Genomic DNA, 14,262 nt, shown 5'->3' on the forward strand with positions numbered 1-14,262 from the left:
GGCGTTGGAGGCCTTGCCGGAAGGCGGGGTTCCACCGAGGACAGCGGCTTGACCGGGACCACCGCTCCCACCGCCGACGGGTTCTCCCAGGGTCTGGCTGGGGTGCTCACCGTCGTCGTGATCGGCTCGATCATGGCCGTGCTGGACGTCACGATCGTCAACGTCGCCCTGCGTCCGCTGGCGGTGGTGTTCGACGCGCCGCTCGCCGCCGTCCAATGGGTGGTTACCGGCTACACCCTCGCCCTCGCGGCGGTGATCCCGGCAGCCGCTTGGGCCATGTCGCGCTTCGGCGCGAAACGGACCTACCTGACCGCCATCGCCCTGTTCACCGCGGGCTCCGGACTGGCCGCGCTGTCCTGGAACATCGAGACACTGGTGTTGTTTCGGATCCTGCAAGGGCTTGGCGGCGGGCTGTTGGTGCCGGTCGGTATGGCGTTGGTCATCCGGAGCGCCGACCGGGAACGGATGGGCAGGGCGATGGCCCTGCTCGGCATTCCGGTGCTGATCGGTCCGGTGAGCGGGCCGATCCTGGGTGGCTGGCTGATCGACACTGCGTCCTGGCACTGGATCTTCCTGGTCAACCTGCCCATCGGCGCGCTGGCGCTGGTGCTCGCGGCGCGGCTGCTGCGGCACGACGAGCCACAGCCGGCAAGCCGGTTGGACCTGCCTGGCCTGCTGACGCTGTCTCCGGGACTGGCCTTGCTGATCTACGGGCTGTCCACCGCCGGCGAGCGCGGCGACCTCACCGCACCGCAGGCGCTGCTGCCCACCGTAGCCGGGCTGCTGCTGACAATCGGATTCGTCGCCCGTGGCCTGACCGCCCGCGCTCCGCTGCTGCGTCTGCGGCTGCTGCGCGACCGGACCTTCGCGGCCGGCTGCACCGCCATGGTGCTGTTCCCGGCCGGATATTTCGGCTCCATGCTGCTGGCACCGATGTACTACCAGACAGCGCGCGGGCTCGGTGCGACCGACTCGGGCATCCTCGGCGTCCCACTGGCCGTCGCCGTCGGCGTCTCGATGCAGATCGCCACCCGCAGAGTCGACCGGGTGTCCCCGCGACTGATGGTCCTCTCCGGCATCCTGATCGCCGTGGGCGGACTGTCGCTGTTCGCCGTACAGGTTGGGCCGGAGACGCCGTACTGGCGGTTGGCGGCAGCGCTGCTGGTGATGGGGGTCGGTGTCGGCATGGTGATGATGCCGACGAACACGACGGCGATTCGAGGGCTGGCCACCGAGGACGTTCCGTCGGGCAGCACCTTGCTGAACATCGGCTCCCAGGCGGGCGTCTCGATCGGCACCGCGCTGCTGTCAGTGGTGCTGGCGTCGAACACGGCACGTACCGGGGGCGGGACACAGTCGGCGGCCGCCTTTCAGCACACCTACTGGTGGGCGGTGACGCTGCTCGCCCTGGCGGCGCTACCAGCGGCGCTGCTGCCGCGACGACGGACGGGCGGGCCACCGGCGTCGGCTCCGCCAACGGGCGCGACGAGCGCGCCGCGCCTGCCCGACCCGGCCTGAACCAGTCAGCCTCTCCAGAAGGGCACACCACTCATGTACGCGGCAAGGCTGCACGAGTTCGGACCCGCCGGAAACCTCCAGTACGAGCAGATCACCGCACCGGTGCCCGGGAAGGGAGAGGTCCGCATCGACGTGCGGGCCAGCGGCGTCCACCTCATCGAGACCACGTTGCGGTCCGGACGCGGGGTCGGCCCTCATCCCGCCCCCGCGTTGCCCGTCGTGCTGGGCAGTGAGGTCGCCGGGGTGGTGAGCGCACTGGGGCCGGACGTCGACGGCAGATGGTTGGGTCGTCTGGTGGTGGGCACGCTCGCGTCCTACGGTGGCTACGCCGAGCATGCGGTGGCTGCGATCGATGCCCTCCACGACCTGCCCGAGCAACTGGGCGCGGAGGCCGCCGTGGCGATGGTCGCCACGGGTGCCACCACGCTCGGGCTGCTCGACATCGCGCAGCCCGGCCCCGGAGACGTCGCGCTGGTCACCTCGGCAGCCGGTGGCGTCGGCGCCCTGCTCGTGCAGGCCCTACGTCGTCAGGGCGTCATCGTCGTGGGCTTGGTTGGTGGACCGGACAAGGTCAGGCAGGCCACGTCGTTGGGGGCCGACGTCGCCATCGACTACCGGAACCAGCAATGGCCGGATGCGGTGCGGGCAGACCTTGGCAGCGGACGACCGGTAAACATCGTCTTCGACGGTGTCGGCGGAACCTCGGGGCGTCAGGCTTTCGACCTGCTCGGTCCCGGGGGGAGATTCGTCTTGCACGGCTGGGCTTCGGGCACCGCCACCCGCATCACCACCGACGACATCATCGCGCGGGCCAGCACCGTCACCTGGGCACTGGGGCCACAGTTGCTGCGGCGGGCCGGCACCATGCACGAACTGCAGGCCCAGGCCATCCGTGCGGCCGCAGACGGAACACTCACACCCCTGATCACCCGGTATCCCCTCAGCCGCGCCGAGGACGCGCACGCCGACCTGGAGAATCGTCGCGCAATCGGCAAGGTCATCCTCGTTTCATAGCCCCGCCGGCCCGCGGTTGGCGTCATCCGGCGCGTCATCCGGCGAGCAAGCTGGCAAGGTAGAACATCTAGTTCTACACTTGTCCCTGTGGAACGTATCGGGGTCCGAGAGCTGAACCAGAACACGAGCCAGGTGCTGGCTCGGGTGAGTGGTGGCGAGACCGTCGAGATCACCGATCGCGGGCATCCGATCGCCCGACTGGTTCCGGTCAGTGACGACAGGTCGATGCTGGCCAAGCTCGTGGCTGCGGGGCGGGCGGTCGCTCCGACCAGCGGCGGCCCTGTCCCGCTTCCGCCTAAGCTCGGTGACGAGGATGTGGACGTGGCCGCCACGCTCGCCGAGATGCGGGACGAGGAGCGCTGGTGATCTACCTCGATTCCGCCGCCGTCGTCAAGCTGGTTCGGCAGGAGGCGTGCAGCGCCGACCTCATCTCCTGGATCAACACCCATGGAGACGTCCCGCTGGTTTCTTCCGCTCTCGTTGAGGTTGAGGTGCCAAGAGTGTTGCGCCGTTCCGCCCCGCAAGCGTTGATCGGAGTGCCGGCGGCCGTCGGACGGCTCTTCCGGCTGGAGATCGACGGCACAATTCGCGCGACCGCCGCCGCGTTCACCGAGCCGACGCATCGCAGCCTCGACGCCATCCACCTTGCCACCGCCCAGGTGCTGACCAACGAATCCGGGACGGCCCTCATCGCCTTCGTCAGCTACGACCGTCGACTGCTCGAATGTGCCAAGGTCGCAGGGTTGCCGGTAGCAAGCCCCGGCCAGAACTGACCCGCAACTGCCGGTTTGCCTGGCTCAACCACCTCCACGCGCCTTGACCAGTGAGGCGAAGACCACCACGTTGTCGGAGTAGCCGGTCTCGCCGCCGACCCACTGGCCGCCGCAGGTGATCAGTCGAAGGCTCGGGTGGCTGAAGTCGCCGTACACCTCGTCCACCGGCAGTCGGCCCTTGTCGAACTTCTCCACCGAGTTCACCTCGAAGACCGCCACGCTGCGGTCGGTGCGGGTGACCTCGATCTGGTCGCCGTCGCGTAGTTCGCGGAGCTGGTGGAAGACCGCCGGCCCGCTGGTGGTGTCGACGTGCCCGACGATCACCGCCGGGCCGTACTGGCCGGGGGTTGGCCCCTGGTCGTACCAGCCGGCCTCCTGGGCGCGGGCCGCGTCCGGCACGGCGATGGTGCCGTCCGGGGCGATGCCCACGTCGTGCACGGGTGCCCGCAGGTCGATCTTCTCGATGGCGAGGCTGGTCGGTCGGCTGGCCGTCAGCACCGGGAACTTCTTCGGCGGCGGTCGAAAGCCGGCGCTGAGCCGGTCCGGTAGCAGGCTCATCCCGGTCACCTGCTCGACGCCGAGCATCGTCACGATCAGCACCATCACCGCGGCGATGGCCAGCACCGGCAGCCCCGGTCCCGTACCGAAACGGGGCCGGAACGACCGCGATCCGGCCGGGCGGCGCGGCGGCAGCGGGGCAGTGGCCGGATCCGGGGTGGCGACGCTCGCCGAGCCGGCCTGCCCGGCGACCCGACCCAGCCGGCCGGAGGCGCGGGCCACCAGCCGGCCGGAGGCGCGCAGCAGCGGCCCGGCCTGGAAGCGGGCGCGGCGGTCCGGCCGCGCACGCGCGGCATCGCGGTCCGGCCGCGCACGCGCGGCATCGCGGGTCATGGGTCACCCGGCTCAGGAGCCGGCTCCGGTCCGACGTCGGCCGCCCGCCATCCCGAGCGCGACAGCGGTGGCGACCAGCGCCACGCCGCCGAGCACCAGCAACGAGCCGGTACCGCGGCCGCCGGCCGTCCCGCCGCCCCCGGTCGCCGGTCCCTTGCTGGGGGAGGCCATGTTCAGCACGGTGAGCGTGGTCGAGGCGGTCTGGCCGTTCTCGCAGCGCAGGTCGACAGGGTATTCGCCGGCCGGCTTGTCGCGCGGGATGGTGACCTGCCCGGTCAGGAAGCCCTTGTCCGGTTTGAGCATCACGTGCCCGAACGCGTCGGAGTGCACGTTGGACTGGCGGTTGTTGTTGTCGTTGTCGCAGCTCGCCTTGATGCTGACTCGACTGCCGGCCTGGGCGCTGTTCGGTGTCACCTCGACGAAGATGTTCTCGCCAGCGCGCGCCGGTGCGACCGACATCAGGACGAACGCCCCGATCAGCGCAACCAGTGTCAGTGCGGACGAGAGCGCGCGGTTGATCGTGCGGATTCCCTGCATGATTTCCCCCCAACCGGCGACGACCGCCGGAGCCTCCGCCCCTCATTCCGCCTCCGCGCCGCAAGGCGGCACTCCGGAGGGAAGGAAGGGCGTCCCCTGGGCACGAGGCTGCTTTCCCGCTGGCTCCGGGCCAAACCCGGGTCAGCCGCGGCGGGGGGAGGGCAGGGGAGTGATCGGTCGCCAGTCGAGCGGGGAGGAGAGGACCATCGTGCTCGACGGTTGGCCGTACGGGGCGAGCCGGTCGATGACCGCCTCGAAGTCGCCGATCGAGCCGGCGGCCACCTTGAGCATGCTGCACGCGTCGCCGGTGATCCGGTGGATCTCCAGGATCTCCGGCCAGCCGGCCACCGCCGGGTCGTGCAGGATGCAGCGCGCGCCGTAGCAGGACATCCGGATCAGCGCGACCACGGTGCGGCCGGCTCGGGTCAGGTCGACGTGGGCGTGGTAGCCGGTGACGACGCCGGCCTCCTCCAGCCGGCGAACCCGCTCCGCGACGGCCGGTGGGGACAGGTGCACCCGCCGGGACAGCTCGCTGAAGGAGAGCCGCGCGTCGGCCTGCAACTCGCGCAGCAGCGCCCAGTCCATGTCGTCCACGCTCAGACCTTACTTTCGTGAACCGAATTCGCCTAGTTGCCTTCGGTTCGTCAAGACAACGCGGCGAGAGCCGTTGATCCGGCATTCCGCAGGCCGATCCCACCGCGAGATCATGACGTCGACAGGTCCGGGGGAGGGAGACGACTGGTGGATCAGACGGAGCGGCGGGCGCCGAACCGCCGTGCCACGGTGCAACCGGTCACCCCCGGGCAGCGTGTGGCGCAGGCGGCGCGCACCGGCGGTGAGCCGACCCTGGAGTTCGCCGACATGGTGCCGTACGACGCATACGTGCAGGCCAGTGCCCTGCACAAGATGCAGCACCCGCTCAGCAGCGATCCGGGCGAGATGTCCTTCCTGATGGTCAGCCAGATCATGGAGCTGTACTTCGGGCTGACCTGCCACGAACTGCGGGAGACCCAGCGGCTGATCCGCGCCGACCAGATCTGGGAGGCGCTGGCCCCGCTGGGCCGGGCCAAGCTGCACCTGGAGGGGCTCAACGCCGCCTGGCAGGGCCTGCGCTGGATGAGCCCGGCCGACTTCAACCGGTTCCGCAATCTGCTCGGCGAGGCCTCCGGCTTCCAGTCGGCGATGTACCGGCAGTTGGAGTTCCTGCTCGGGCTGCGCGACCCGACGTTGATCCGCCCGTTCCGGCGGCAGGCCGAGGTGCACGCCGAGCTGAGCGCCGCACTGGCCACCCCGAGCCTCTGGGACGATGTGCTCGCACTTCTCGCCCGGCGCGGCTTCGACCTCCCCGCCGACCTGCTCGACCGGGACGTGGCCGTCGAACACGACCCGCACCCGTTGGTCGAGGCGGCCTGGGTACGGATCTACGACGACGCCAGCCCGGACAACCATCTGCGACTGCTCGGCGAGGCGCTGAGCGGCGTCGCCGAGGAGTTCGGCGACTGGCGCTGGAACCACGTCAAGGCGGTGCAGCGGACGATGGGCGCCAAGGTCGGCAGCGGCGGCTCCGCCGGTCTGGCGTGGTTGCAGCGCAGCATGTCCCGGGTGGTCTTCCCGGAGCTGTGGTCGGCCCGTACCGCGATGTGACCGGAGAGCGAGAACCCGCAATGACGACCCCTGAAGCCGAGCCGCTGGGCCTCGCCGCTGGCGAGGCGGAGCCAATGGGCCTCGCCGCTGGCGAGGCGGAGCCGACGGGCCTCGCCGCTGGCGAGGCGGAAGCGCACCGCCGCGACGATGCCGACCCCGGCCACCGGCACCTGTTCCACGTGCCGCCGGCCGATGGCGGCGACCACAGCGAGTCGGCGTACCTGGCCGGCAACTCGCTCGGCCTGCAACCCCGGGCCACCCGCGACGAACTCCTTGCCGATCTGGACGCCTGGGGGCGGCTCGGCGTCGAGGGGCACCTGGAGGCGGAGCGCGCCTGGCTGCCGTACCACGAGTTGTTGACCGCGCCGGCCGCCCGACTGGTCGGCGGCCGGCCCGCGGAGACCGTGGTGATGAACTCGCTCACTGTCAACCTGCACCTGCTGATGGTGAGTTTCTACCGCCCGGCCGGCGTTCGCACCCGCATCGTCATCGAGGACGCGGCGTTCCCCTCGGACAGCTACGCGGTGCGCAGTCAGGCCCGGTTCCACGGCCTGGACCCGGACGAGACAGTGGTCCGGTTGCGTCCGCGTGCCGGCGAGGACGCCCTGCGCACCGAGGACGTGACCGACTACCTGGCCGCCGAGGGTGACCGGGTGGCGTTGGTGCTGCTCGGCGGGGTCAACTACCTGACCGGCGAGTTGTTGGACCTCCCGGCGATCACGGCTGCCGGCCGGGCCGCCGGTGCGGTGGTCGGCTGGGACCTGGCCCACGCGGTCGGCAACGTGCCGCTGGCCCTGCACGACTGGGACGTCGACTTCGCGGCCTGGTGCTCCTACAAGTACCTGAACTCGGGCCCGGGCGCGCTGGCGGGCGTCTTCGTGCACGAGCGGCACCTCGGTGATGAGGACCTGCCCCGCTTCGAGGGTTGGTGGAGCACCGCGGCGGCCACCCGGTTCGAGATGACAGCGGTGTCCCGGCCGCCCGCGACGGTGGAGGCCTGGCAGATCTCCAACCCGCCGATCTTCGCGATGGGCCCGGTGCGTACCTCGTTGGAGCTGTTCGACGCGGTCGGCATGCCCGCGTTGCGCGCCCGCAGCCAGCGACTCACCGGCTGGTTGGAGTCACTGCTGGACGAGGTCGTCACCGACCGACCGCTGCGCGTGATCACCCCGCGCGACCCGGCCCGGCGGGGTTGCCAACTCTCGGTCCGCATCGGCGGCGGCAGCGCCGCCGAGCTGACCAAACGCCTGCGGTACGAGCACGGCGTCATCGCCGACGCCCGTGAGCCGGACGTCGTCCGGTTCGCCCCGGTGCCGCTCTACTCCACGTACCACGACTGTTGGCGGGCCGCTGCCGCGCTGGCGGCGACGGTCGGGCAGGTGACCTCATGACGAAGCGGCGGGACGAGATCGCGGTCATCGGCGCCGGGCTGGCCGGCTGCCTGGCCGCCTGCTTCCTGGCCCGGCGTGGCTACCCGGTGGCCCTCTACGAGCGCCGGTCCGACCCGCGGGCCGGTACGGCCGAGCGCGGTCGCTCGATCAACCTGGCGCTCTCCGAGCGCGGCCTGGACGCGCTGCGCCGGATCGGGCTGGCCGAGCAGGTGCTTACCGACGCCCTGCCGATGCGCGGCCGGATGATCCACCCGGTGGCGGGGGAGCAGCAGTTCCAGTCGTACAGCGCGGCCGGTGACCGGGCGATCAACTCGATCAGCCGGGGTGCCCTGAACAACGCCCTGCTGGACGAGGCCGCCGCGCTGCCCGGAGTACGGGTCGTCTTCGACCACCGGCTGGTCGGGCTCGACCCGACCGACGGGACCCTGAGCTTCGAAACCCCGCAGGGTACGGTCGCCGCCAAGGCGTCGGTCGTGCTGGGCGCCGACGGCGCCGGCTCCGCGGTACGCGGGCAACTGCTCGCGTACGGGCTGCTCGACGAGAGCGTGGACTTCCTCGACTACGGCTACAAGGAGCTGACGATCCCGCCGCTGGGCGGGGACTTCGCGCTCGATCCGGACGCGCTGCACATCTGGCCGCGCGGCACCTCGATGATGATCGCGCTGCCCAACCCGGACCGCTCCTTCACCTGCACGCTGTTCTGGCCCACCGAGGGCGCCGGGAGCTTCGCGGCCCTGGACGACCCGGCGGCGATCGAGGAGCACTTCGCCACGCACTACCCGGACGTCATCGGATTGGCGCCGAACCTGGTCGACGACTACCAGCACAACCCGGTGGGCGTGCTCGGCACGGTTCGCTGCGCCCCGTGGCAGGTCTTCGGCAAGGTCGGGCTGCTCGGCGACGCGGCGCACGCGATAGTGCCGTTCTACGGTCAGGGCGCCAACTGCGCGTTCGAGGACGTGGTCGAGCTGGACCGCTGCCTGGACGAGTGCGCCGACGACTGGTTGGCGGCGCTGCCGCTGTTCCAGCGACGCCGCCAGGAGAACGCCGAGGCCATCGCCACGATGGCGCTCACCAACTTCGTGGAGATGCGGGACAAGGTGGCCTCCCCGGTCTTCCAGCTCCGCCGCAGGATCGAGCACGCACTGGAACGCGCCCTGCCCGGCCGGTACGTTTCCCAGTACGAGTTGGTGTCCTTCTCCACCACCCCGTACGCGGAGGTGCGCCGCCGGGTGCGCCGGCAGCACCGGGTGCTCGGCGCGGTCGTCGGCGGAGCCGCGCTGCTGCTGGTCGGCGCGACACTCGGTCGAGGGAGGCGCGGATGACCGCCAACTGGGATGCGCGGCTGATGGCCGGCCACCCGCCGGCCGGGCCGCAGCGGTTGCGCAACTTCGTCGGTGGCGAGTTCGTCGACGGTGGTCCGACGTTCGCCAAGGCCAGCCCGGTGACCGGGGAGCAGGTCTTCGAGGTGGTCGAGGCATCGCGGTCCACTGTGGACGACGCGGTGGCCGCCGCGCGGGCCGCGTTGCGCGGACCGTGGGGCCGGATGGGCGAGCGGGAACGCGCGGAAATGCTGCGCCGGGTCGCCGACGAGTTGGAGCGCCGCTTCGACGATCTGGTCACCGCCGAGGTCGCCGACACCGGCAAGTCCATCGCCCAGGCCCGCACACTGGACATCCCGCGCGGCGCGGCGAACTTCCGGGCGTTCGCCGAGATCGTGGCGACCGCCCCCACCGAGTCGTTCACCACTGTCACCCCGACCGGTGGCCGGGCGCTCAACTACGCGCTGCGCAAGCCGGTCGGCGTGGTCGCGGTCATCGTGCCGTGGAACCTGCCGCTGCTGCTGCTCACGTGGAAGGTGGCCCCGGCGCTGGCCTGCGGCAACACCGTGGTGGTCAAGCCCAGCGAGGAGACGCCCGCCTCGGCGACGGTGCTCGCCGAGGTGATGGCCGCCGCGGGCGTACCGGCCGGGGTGTTCAATCTGGTGCACGGCTTCGGGCCCGACTCGGCCGGCGAGCACCTCACCCGCCACCCGGGGGTCGACGCGATCACCTTCACCGGCGAGTCGGCCACCGGCGGCGCGATCATGCGGGCCGCCGCCGACGGGGTGAAGGCAGTGAGCTTCGAGCTGGGCGGCAAGAACGCCGGCCTGGTCTTCGCCGACGCCGACCTGGACGCCGCGGTGGCCGGCTCGGTGCGGTCGAGCTTCACCAACGGGGGACAGGTGTGCCTCTGCACGGAACGCCTCTACGTGCAGCGCCCGGTCTTCGAGGAGTTCACCGCCCGGCTGGCGAAGCGGGCCGCTGAGCTGTCGTACGGCTGGCCGACCGACGAGGCCACCGCCACCATGCCGCTGATCTCCCACCAGCACCGGTCGAAGGTCCTCGGCGCGTACGAGCTGGCCCGCACCGAGGGCGCCGAGGTGCTCACCGGTGGCGGCACGCCCACCTTCGGCGACGCCCGCGACGGCGGGTCGTACGTGCAGCCGACAGTGCTCACCGGGCTCGGCCCGGACGCCCGCACCAACCGCGAGGAGATCTTCGGCCCGGTGGTGCACGTCGCCCCGTTCGACACCGAGGACGAGGCGTACGCCCTGGCGAACGGCACCGAGTACGGCCTCGCGGCGACCGTGTGGACCCGGGACGTGGGCGTCGCGCACCGCGCCGGTGCCCGGCTGGACGCCGGCATCGTCTGGGTCAACACCTGGTTCCTGCGTGACCTGCGCACCCCGTTCGGCGGGGTGAAGGCGTCCGGCATCGGCCGCGAGGGCGGCGTGCACTCGTTGAACTTCTACTCCGAACTGACGAACGTCTGCGTGGACCTGTCGTGAGCCGTGGCGAGGGAGCGGGCATGCAAGCTGACATCGAGGCCGCCAACCGGGAGCTGGCTGACGCCCGCAGCACCGGCAAGCCGTGCCCGCCGCTGCGGGGTCGACTGCTGGCGGAGGGGGACGTCGAGTCCGCGTACCGGGTGCAGCAGCTCCAGGCGCGGGCCTGGCAGGGCCGCGGCGAACGCCGGGTCGGCGCGAAGATCGGGCTGACGTCCCGGGCGGTGCAGGAGACCTTCGGGGTGTTCCAGCCGGACTTCGGCATGCTGACCGACGCGATGGCGGTCGGCGACGGGGTCGAGGTGCCCATCGACCGGCTGCTCCAGCCGCGGGTCGAGGCGGAGATCGCGTTCGTGCTCGACAAGGGTCTCCCGGACCCGCAGCTCACCACTGTCGACCTGATCCGCGCTGTCGACTGTGTGCTGCCGGCCATCGAGATCGTCGACTCGCGGATCGCCGGCTGGGACATCTCCATCGTCGACACCGTCGCGGACAACGCCTCCAGCGGGCTCTTCGTGCTCGGCACCACGCCCCGCCGACTCGCCGACGTCGACCTGCGGCTGTGCGGGATGGTGCTGGAGCACGCCGGTGAACCGGTCTCGGTGGGCGCGGGCGCGGCCTGCCTGGGCAACCCGCTGCACGCCCTGCACTGGCTGGCCGGCACCCTCGCGCGCGCCGGTGACCCGCTACGCGCCGGGGACGTGGTGCTCTCCGGGGCGCTCGGCCCGATGGTGCCGGTCACCCCGGGAGCCGCGTACGAGGCGCGGATCTCCGGCCTCGGTTCGGTGCGCACCTGCTTCAGCAACGGAGGCAACCAGTGACCGGAGTGGCGGTGCTCGGTTCCGGCAACATCGGGACCGACCTGATGATCAAGGTGTTGCGGCTCAGCGACAGCCTGCGGATGGTGGCGATGGCCGGCATCGACCCGGCCTCCGACGGCCTGGCGCGCGCTCGCCGGCTCGGCGTGGCCACCACCGCCGACGGCGTGGACGGGCTGGTGGCGATGCCCGAGTTCGCCGACGTCGAGCTGGTCTTCGACGCCACCTCGGCCGGCGCGCACCGGCACCACGACGAGGTGCTGCGCGCGCACGGCCGGACGGTGGTCGACCTGACCCCGGCCGCGCTCGGCCCGTACGTGGTGCCGCCGGTCAACCTCGACGAGCACCTGCACGAGTCGAACGTCAACATGGTGACCTGCGGCGGGCAGGCCACAGTGCCGATCGTCGCCGCCGTCCGCCGGGTCACCCCGGTGGCGTACGGGGAGATCGTCGCCTCGATCGCGTCGAGGTCGGCGGGGCCCGGCACCCGGGCGAACATCGACGAGTTCACCGAGACCACGGCGCGGGCCATCGAGGTGGTCGGAGGGGCCGAACGGGGCAAGGCGATCATCGTGCTGAACCCGGCGGACCCGCCGCTGCTGATGCGCGACACCGTCTACTGCCTCTGCCCGGACGCCGACGCCGACACCGAGGCCATCGCCGCCTCGGTGGCGGACATGGTGGCGGCCGTGCAGGAGTACGTTCCCGGCTACCGACTCAAGCAGGACGTGCAGTTCGACCGGGTGCGGGCGTACCTGCCGACGCTCGGGCGGCAGCTCACCGCGTTGCAGGTGTCGGTCTTCCTGGAGGTCTCCGGAGCCGGGCACTACCTGCCCGCGTACGCCGGCAACCTGGACATCATGACCTCCGCCGCGTTGCGCACCGCGGAGCGGCTGGTCGCCCTGCGTTCTTCGGAGGTGGCCGCGCCATGACCGACCTGTACATCCAGGACGTGACGCTGCGCGACGGCATGCACGCCATCGCCCACCAGTACACAGTCGATCAGGTACGCACCATCGCCGCCGCGCTGGACGCCGCCGGGGTGGCCGCCGTCGAGGTGGCGCACGGCGACGGGCTCGCCGGTTCCAGCGTCAACTACGGCCACGGCGCGGCAAGCGACGCCGAGTGGATCTCCGCCGCCGCCGAGGTGCTGACCACTGCGAAGCTGACCACCCTGCTGTTGCCCGGCATCGGCACCATCGCCGACCTGAAGGCGGCGAAGGCGCTCGGTGTGACGAGCGTGCGGATCGCCACCCACTGCACCGAGGCGGACATCTCCGCCCAGCACATCTCCTGGGCCCGGGAGAACGGCATGGACGTGGCCGGGTTCCTGATGATGTCGCACATGAACGATCCGGCCGGGCTGGCCGGGCAGGCCAAGCTCATGGAGTCGTACGGGGCGCACTGCGTCTACGTGACCGACTCCGGCGGTCGGCTGCTCATGTCCGACGTGGCGCAGCGGGTCGACGCGTACCGGCAGGTCCTCGCCCCGGAGACGCAGATCGGCATCCACGCGCACCACAACCTGTCGCTCGGGGTGGCAAACAGCGTGCTCGCCGTCGAGCACGGCCGGGTCACCGGCTCCGCGCCGGTGGGACCGGCCGCACCCCACGGCCGGACCGTCCGCGTCGACGCCTCCCTCGCCGGGATGGGCGCGGGTGCCGGCAACGCGCCGCTGGAGGTCTTCGTGGCGGTCGCCGAGCTGCACGGCTGGAAGCACGGCTGCGACGTGTTCGCGCTGATGGACGCCGCCGACGACATCGTCCGCCCGTTGCAGGACCGACCGGTCCAGGTGGACCGGGAGACGCTCTCCCTGGGGTACGCGGGGGTCTACTCCAGCTTCCTGCGGCACGCCGAGCGGGCCTCCACGAAGTACGGCGTGGACGTTCGCTCGATCCTTGTCGAGCTGGGCCGGCGTCGGATGGTCGGCGGCCAGGAGGACATGATCGTGGACGTCGCACTCGACCTGGCCGGCAAGGAGCAGCAGTCATGATCGGACCAGACGTCGCGGGGATCGCCGAGAGGCTGGGCGTGGCAGCGGCCACGGCCACCGCGATCCCGCAGCTCGCCGCCGAGACCGGCCTCGACGTGGATGCCGCGTACGCCGTGCAGGCCGCGCTGCTCCAGCGCCGCCTCGACGCCGGTGAGCGGCTGGTCGGGCTGAAGATGGGGCTGACCAGCCGGGCGAAGATGGCCCAGGTCGGGGTGGACGAGGTGATCTGGGGGCGGCTCACCAACGCGATGCGGGTGCCCGACGGGGGCGCCGTGGACCTGTCCGCGTACATCCATCCCCGGGTGGAGCCGGAGGTGGCGTTCCTGCTGGACCGGCTCCCCGAGCCGGGCGAGCCGGTCGGCGACTTCGCCACGGCCGTCGGCGCGGTCGCGCCGGCCATCGAGCTGATCGACTCCCGGTACGCGGACTTCCGCTTCTCGCTGCCGGACGTGGTCGCCGACAACACCTCGGCCGCCGCGTTCGTGATCGGGCCGTGGTCGCCGGTGCCCGACGGGTTGGACAACCTGGGCGTGCTGCTGGAAATCGACGGTCGGGTGGCGCAGGTCGGTTCGACGGCGGCGATCCTCGGCGATCCGCGCCGGGCCCTCGACGAGGGCATCCGGTTGGCCGGCCGGCACGGGGTGCGATTGGAGTCCGGCTGGGTGTTCCTGGCCGGCGCGGCCACGGCCGCTGTCCCACTGCGTCCCGGCGCGCACGTCCGTGCCGTCGTGGAGAAGCTCGGCACGGCGTCGCTGCGGGCTTGCTCGTGATCGGGGTGGGGGTGCTGGAGCACGGTGGCGACCTCGTGGATGCCGGCCAACCCGGAACGCAACGCGCCGGCCGTACCCAGGTTGAG

The 14,262-nt window shown here is 71.6% G+C and carries 15 protein-coding genes; 12 read left to right on the top strand and 3 right to left on the bottom strand.

Annotation, left to right across the window (positions count from 1 at the left end; all coding sequences use genetic code 11):
- Positions 1-48 precede the first annotated feature (48 nt).
- The 4 genes from ABZU25_RS10340 to ABZU25_RS10355 all read left to right on the top strand — a co-directional run bounded on the left by ABZU25_RS10340 (position 49) and on the right by ABZU25_RS10355 (position 3,305).
- Positions 49-1,518: a DHA2 family efflux MFS transporter permease subunit gene (locus ABZU25_RS10340; RefSeq protein WP_355029020.1), complete on the top strand. Its 1,470-nt coding sequence runs from the start codon at positions 49-51 to the stop codon at positions 1,516-1,518.
- Positions 1,519-1,551: 33 nt separating this feature from the next.
- The gene (locus tag ABZU25_RS10345) at positions 1,552-2,532 is read left to right on the top strand and encodes a zinc-binding dehydrogenase (protein ID WP_355029021.1); all 981 of its coding nucleotides are present in this window, start codon (positions 1,552-1,554) and stop codon (positions 2,530-2,532) included.
- A gap of 87 nt (positions 2,533-2,619) precedes the next feature.
- The gene (locus ABZU25_RS10350; protein WP_355029022.1) at positions 2,620-2,898 is read left to right on the top strand and encodes a type II toxin-antitoxin system prevent-host-death family antitoxin; all 279 of its coding nucleotides are present in this window, start codon (positions 2,620-2,622) and stop codon (positions 2,896-2,898) included.
- Positions 2,895-3,305, top strand: a complete 411-nt coding sequence (locus tag ABZU25_RS10355) for a type II toxin-antitoxin system VapC family toxin (RefSeq protein ID WP_355029023.1) — start codon at positions 2,895-2,897, stop codon at positions 3,303-3,305. Before ABZU25_RS10350 ends, ABZU25_RS10355 begins: the two co-directional genes overlap by 4 nt.
- A 24-nt stretch (positions 3,306-3,329) precedes the next feature.
- On the opposite strand, the gene ABZU25_RS10360 is transcribed toward ABZU25_RS10355, so the two are convergent.
- The 3 genes from ABZU25_RS10360 to ABZU25_RS10370 all read right to left on the bottom strand — a co-directional run bounded on the left by ABZU25_RS10360 (position 3,330) and on the right by ABZU25_RS10370 (position 5,327).
- Positions 3,330-4,106, bottom strand: a complete 777-nt coding sequence (locus tag ABZU25_RS10360; RefSeq protein WP_355029044.1) for a class F sortase — start codon at positions 4,104-4,106, stop codon at positions 3,330-3,332.
- Between the two features lie 102 nt (positions 4,107-4,208).
- Entirely contained in the window at positions 4,209-4,733 is a 525-nt protein-coding gene (locus ABZU25_RS10365; protein WP_355029024.1) for a hypothetical protein, read from the bottom strand.
- A 141-nt stretch (positions 4,734-4,874) separates the two neighbouring features.
- Entirely contained in the window at positions 4,875-5,327 is a 453-nt protein-coding gene (locus tag ABZU25_RS10370) for an Lrp/AsnC family transcriptional regulator (protein ID WP_355029025.1), read from the bottom strand.
- A 147-nt stretch (positions 5,328-5,474) separates the two neighbouring features.
- Between ABZU25_RS10370 and ABZU25_RS10375 the strand changes: the two genes are divergently transcribed.
- From ABZU25_RS10375 to ABZU25_RS10410, 8 genes are all read left to right on the top strand, one after another.
- Complete coding sequence (locus ABZU25_RS10375; protein ID WP_355029026.1) at positions 5,475-6,377, top strand: tryptophan 2,3-dioxygenase family protein; 903 nt, start codon at positions 5,475-5,477, stop codon at positions 6,375-6,377.
- Between the two features lie 74 nt (positions 6,378-6,451).
- Complete coding sequence (kynU, locus tag ABZU25_RS10380) at positions 6,452-7,768, top strand: kynureninase (RefSeq protein WP_355029045.1); 1,317 nt, start codon at positions 6,452-6,454, stop codon at positions 7,766-7,768.
- Positions 7,765-9,093: an NAD(P)/FAD-dependent oxidoreductase gene (locus tag ABZU25_RS10385; protein WP_355029027.1), complete on the top strand. Its 1,329-nt coding sequence runs from the start codon at positions 7,765-7,767 to the stop codon at positions 9,091-9,093. Before kynU ends, ABZU25_RS10385 begins: the two co-directional genes overlap by 4 nt.
- 23 nt (positions 9,094-9,116) lie before the next feature.
- Positions 9,117-10,598, top strand: a complete 1,482-nt coding sequence (locus tag ABZU25_RS10390) for a 2-hydroxymuconic semialdehyde dehydrogenase (RefSeq protein ID WP_355029046.1) — start codon at positions 9,117-9,119, stop codon at positions 10,596-10,598.
- Positions 10,599-10,618: 20 nt separating this feature from the next.
- On the top strand, positions 10,619-11,416 hold the full coding sequence (locus ABZU25_RS10395) for a fumarylacetoacetate hydrolase family protein (RefSeq protein ID WP_355029028.1): 798 nt from the start codon (positions 10,619-10,621) through the stop codon (positions 11,414-11,416).
- Positions 11,413-12,345, top strand: a complete 933-nt coding sequence (locus ABZU25_RS10400; RefSeq protein WP_355029029.1) for an acetaldehyde dehydrogenase (acetylating) — start codon at positions 11,413-11,415, stop codon at positions 12,343-12,345. Before ABZU25_RS10395 ends, ABZU25_RS10400 begins: the two co-directional genes overlap by 4 nt.
- On the top strand, positions 12,342-13,406 hold the full coding sequence (dmpG, locus tag ABZU25_RS10405; protein ID WP_355029030.1) for a 4-hydroxy-2-oxovalerate aldolase: 1,065 nt from the start codon (positions 12,342-12,344) through the stop codon (positions 13,404-13,406). The genes ABZU25_RS10400 and dmpG overlap by 4 nt, the downstream gene beginning before the upstream one ends.
- Positions 13,403-14,176 carry a fumarylacetoacetate hydrolase family protein gene (locus ABZU25_RS10410; protein WP_355029031.1) on the top strand — a complete coding sequence of 258 codons (774 nt, stop codon included), beginning with the start codon at positions 13,403-13,405 and terminating at the stop codon, positions 14,174-14,176. Before dmpG ends, ABZU25_RS10410 begins: the two co-directional genes overlap by 4 nt.
- The last annotated feature ends 86 nt before the right edge of the window (positions 14,177-14,262 follow it).

It is taken from the genome of Micromonospora sp. NPDC005215 (assembly GCF_040607915.1).
Classification (GTDB): domain Bacteria; phylum Actinomycetota; class Actinomycetes; order Mycobacteriales; family Micromonosporaceae; genus Micromonospora.

Excerpts from the sequence above, each read along its gene's own strand:
- ABZU25_RS10345 (WP_355029021.1), top strand. The coding sequence starts at position 1,552 with ATGTACGCGGCAAGGCTGCACGAGTTCGGACCCGCCGGAAACCTCCAG.
- ABZU25_RS10365 (WP_355029024.1), bottom strand. The coding sequence starts at position 4,733 with ATGCAGGGAATCCGCACGATCAACCGCGCGCTCTCGTCCGCACTGACA.
- kynU (WP_355029045.1), top strand. The coding sequence starts at position 6,452 with ATGGGCCTCGCCGCTGGCGAGGCGGAGCCGACGGGCCTCGCCGCTGGC.
- ABZU25_RS10385 (WP_355029027.1), top strand. The coding sequence starts at position 7,765 with ATGACGAAGCGGCGGGACGAGATCGCGGTCATCGGCGCCGGGCTGGCC.
- ABZU25_RS10390 (WP_355029046.1), top strand. The coding sequence starts at position 9,117 with ATGGCCGGCCACCCGCCGGCCGGGCCGCAGCGGTTGCGCAACTTCGTC.
- ABZU25_RS10395 (WP_355029028.1), top strand. The coding sequence starts at position 10,619 with ATGCAAGCTGACATCGAGGCCGCCAACCGGGAGCTGGCTGACGCCCGC.
- dmpG (WP_355029030.1), top strand. The coding sequence starts at position 12,342 with ATGACCGACCTGTACATCCAGGACGTGACGCTGCGCGACGGCATGCAC.
- ABZU25_RS10410 (WP_355029031.1), top strand. The coding sequence starts at position 13,403 with ATGATCGGACCAGACGTCGCGGGGATCGCCGAGAGGCTGGGCGTGGCA.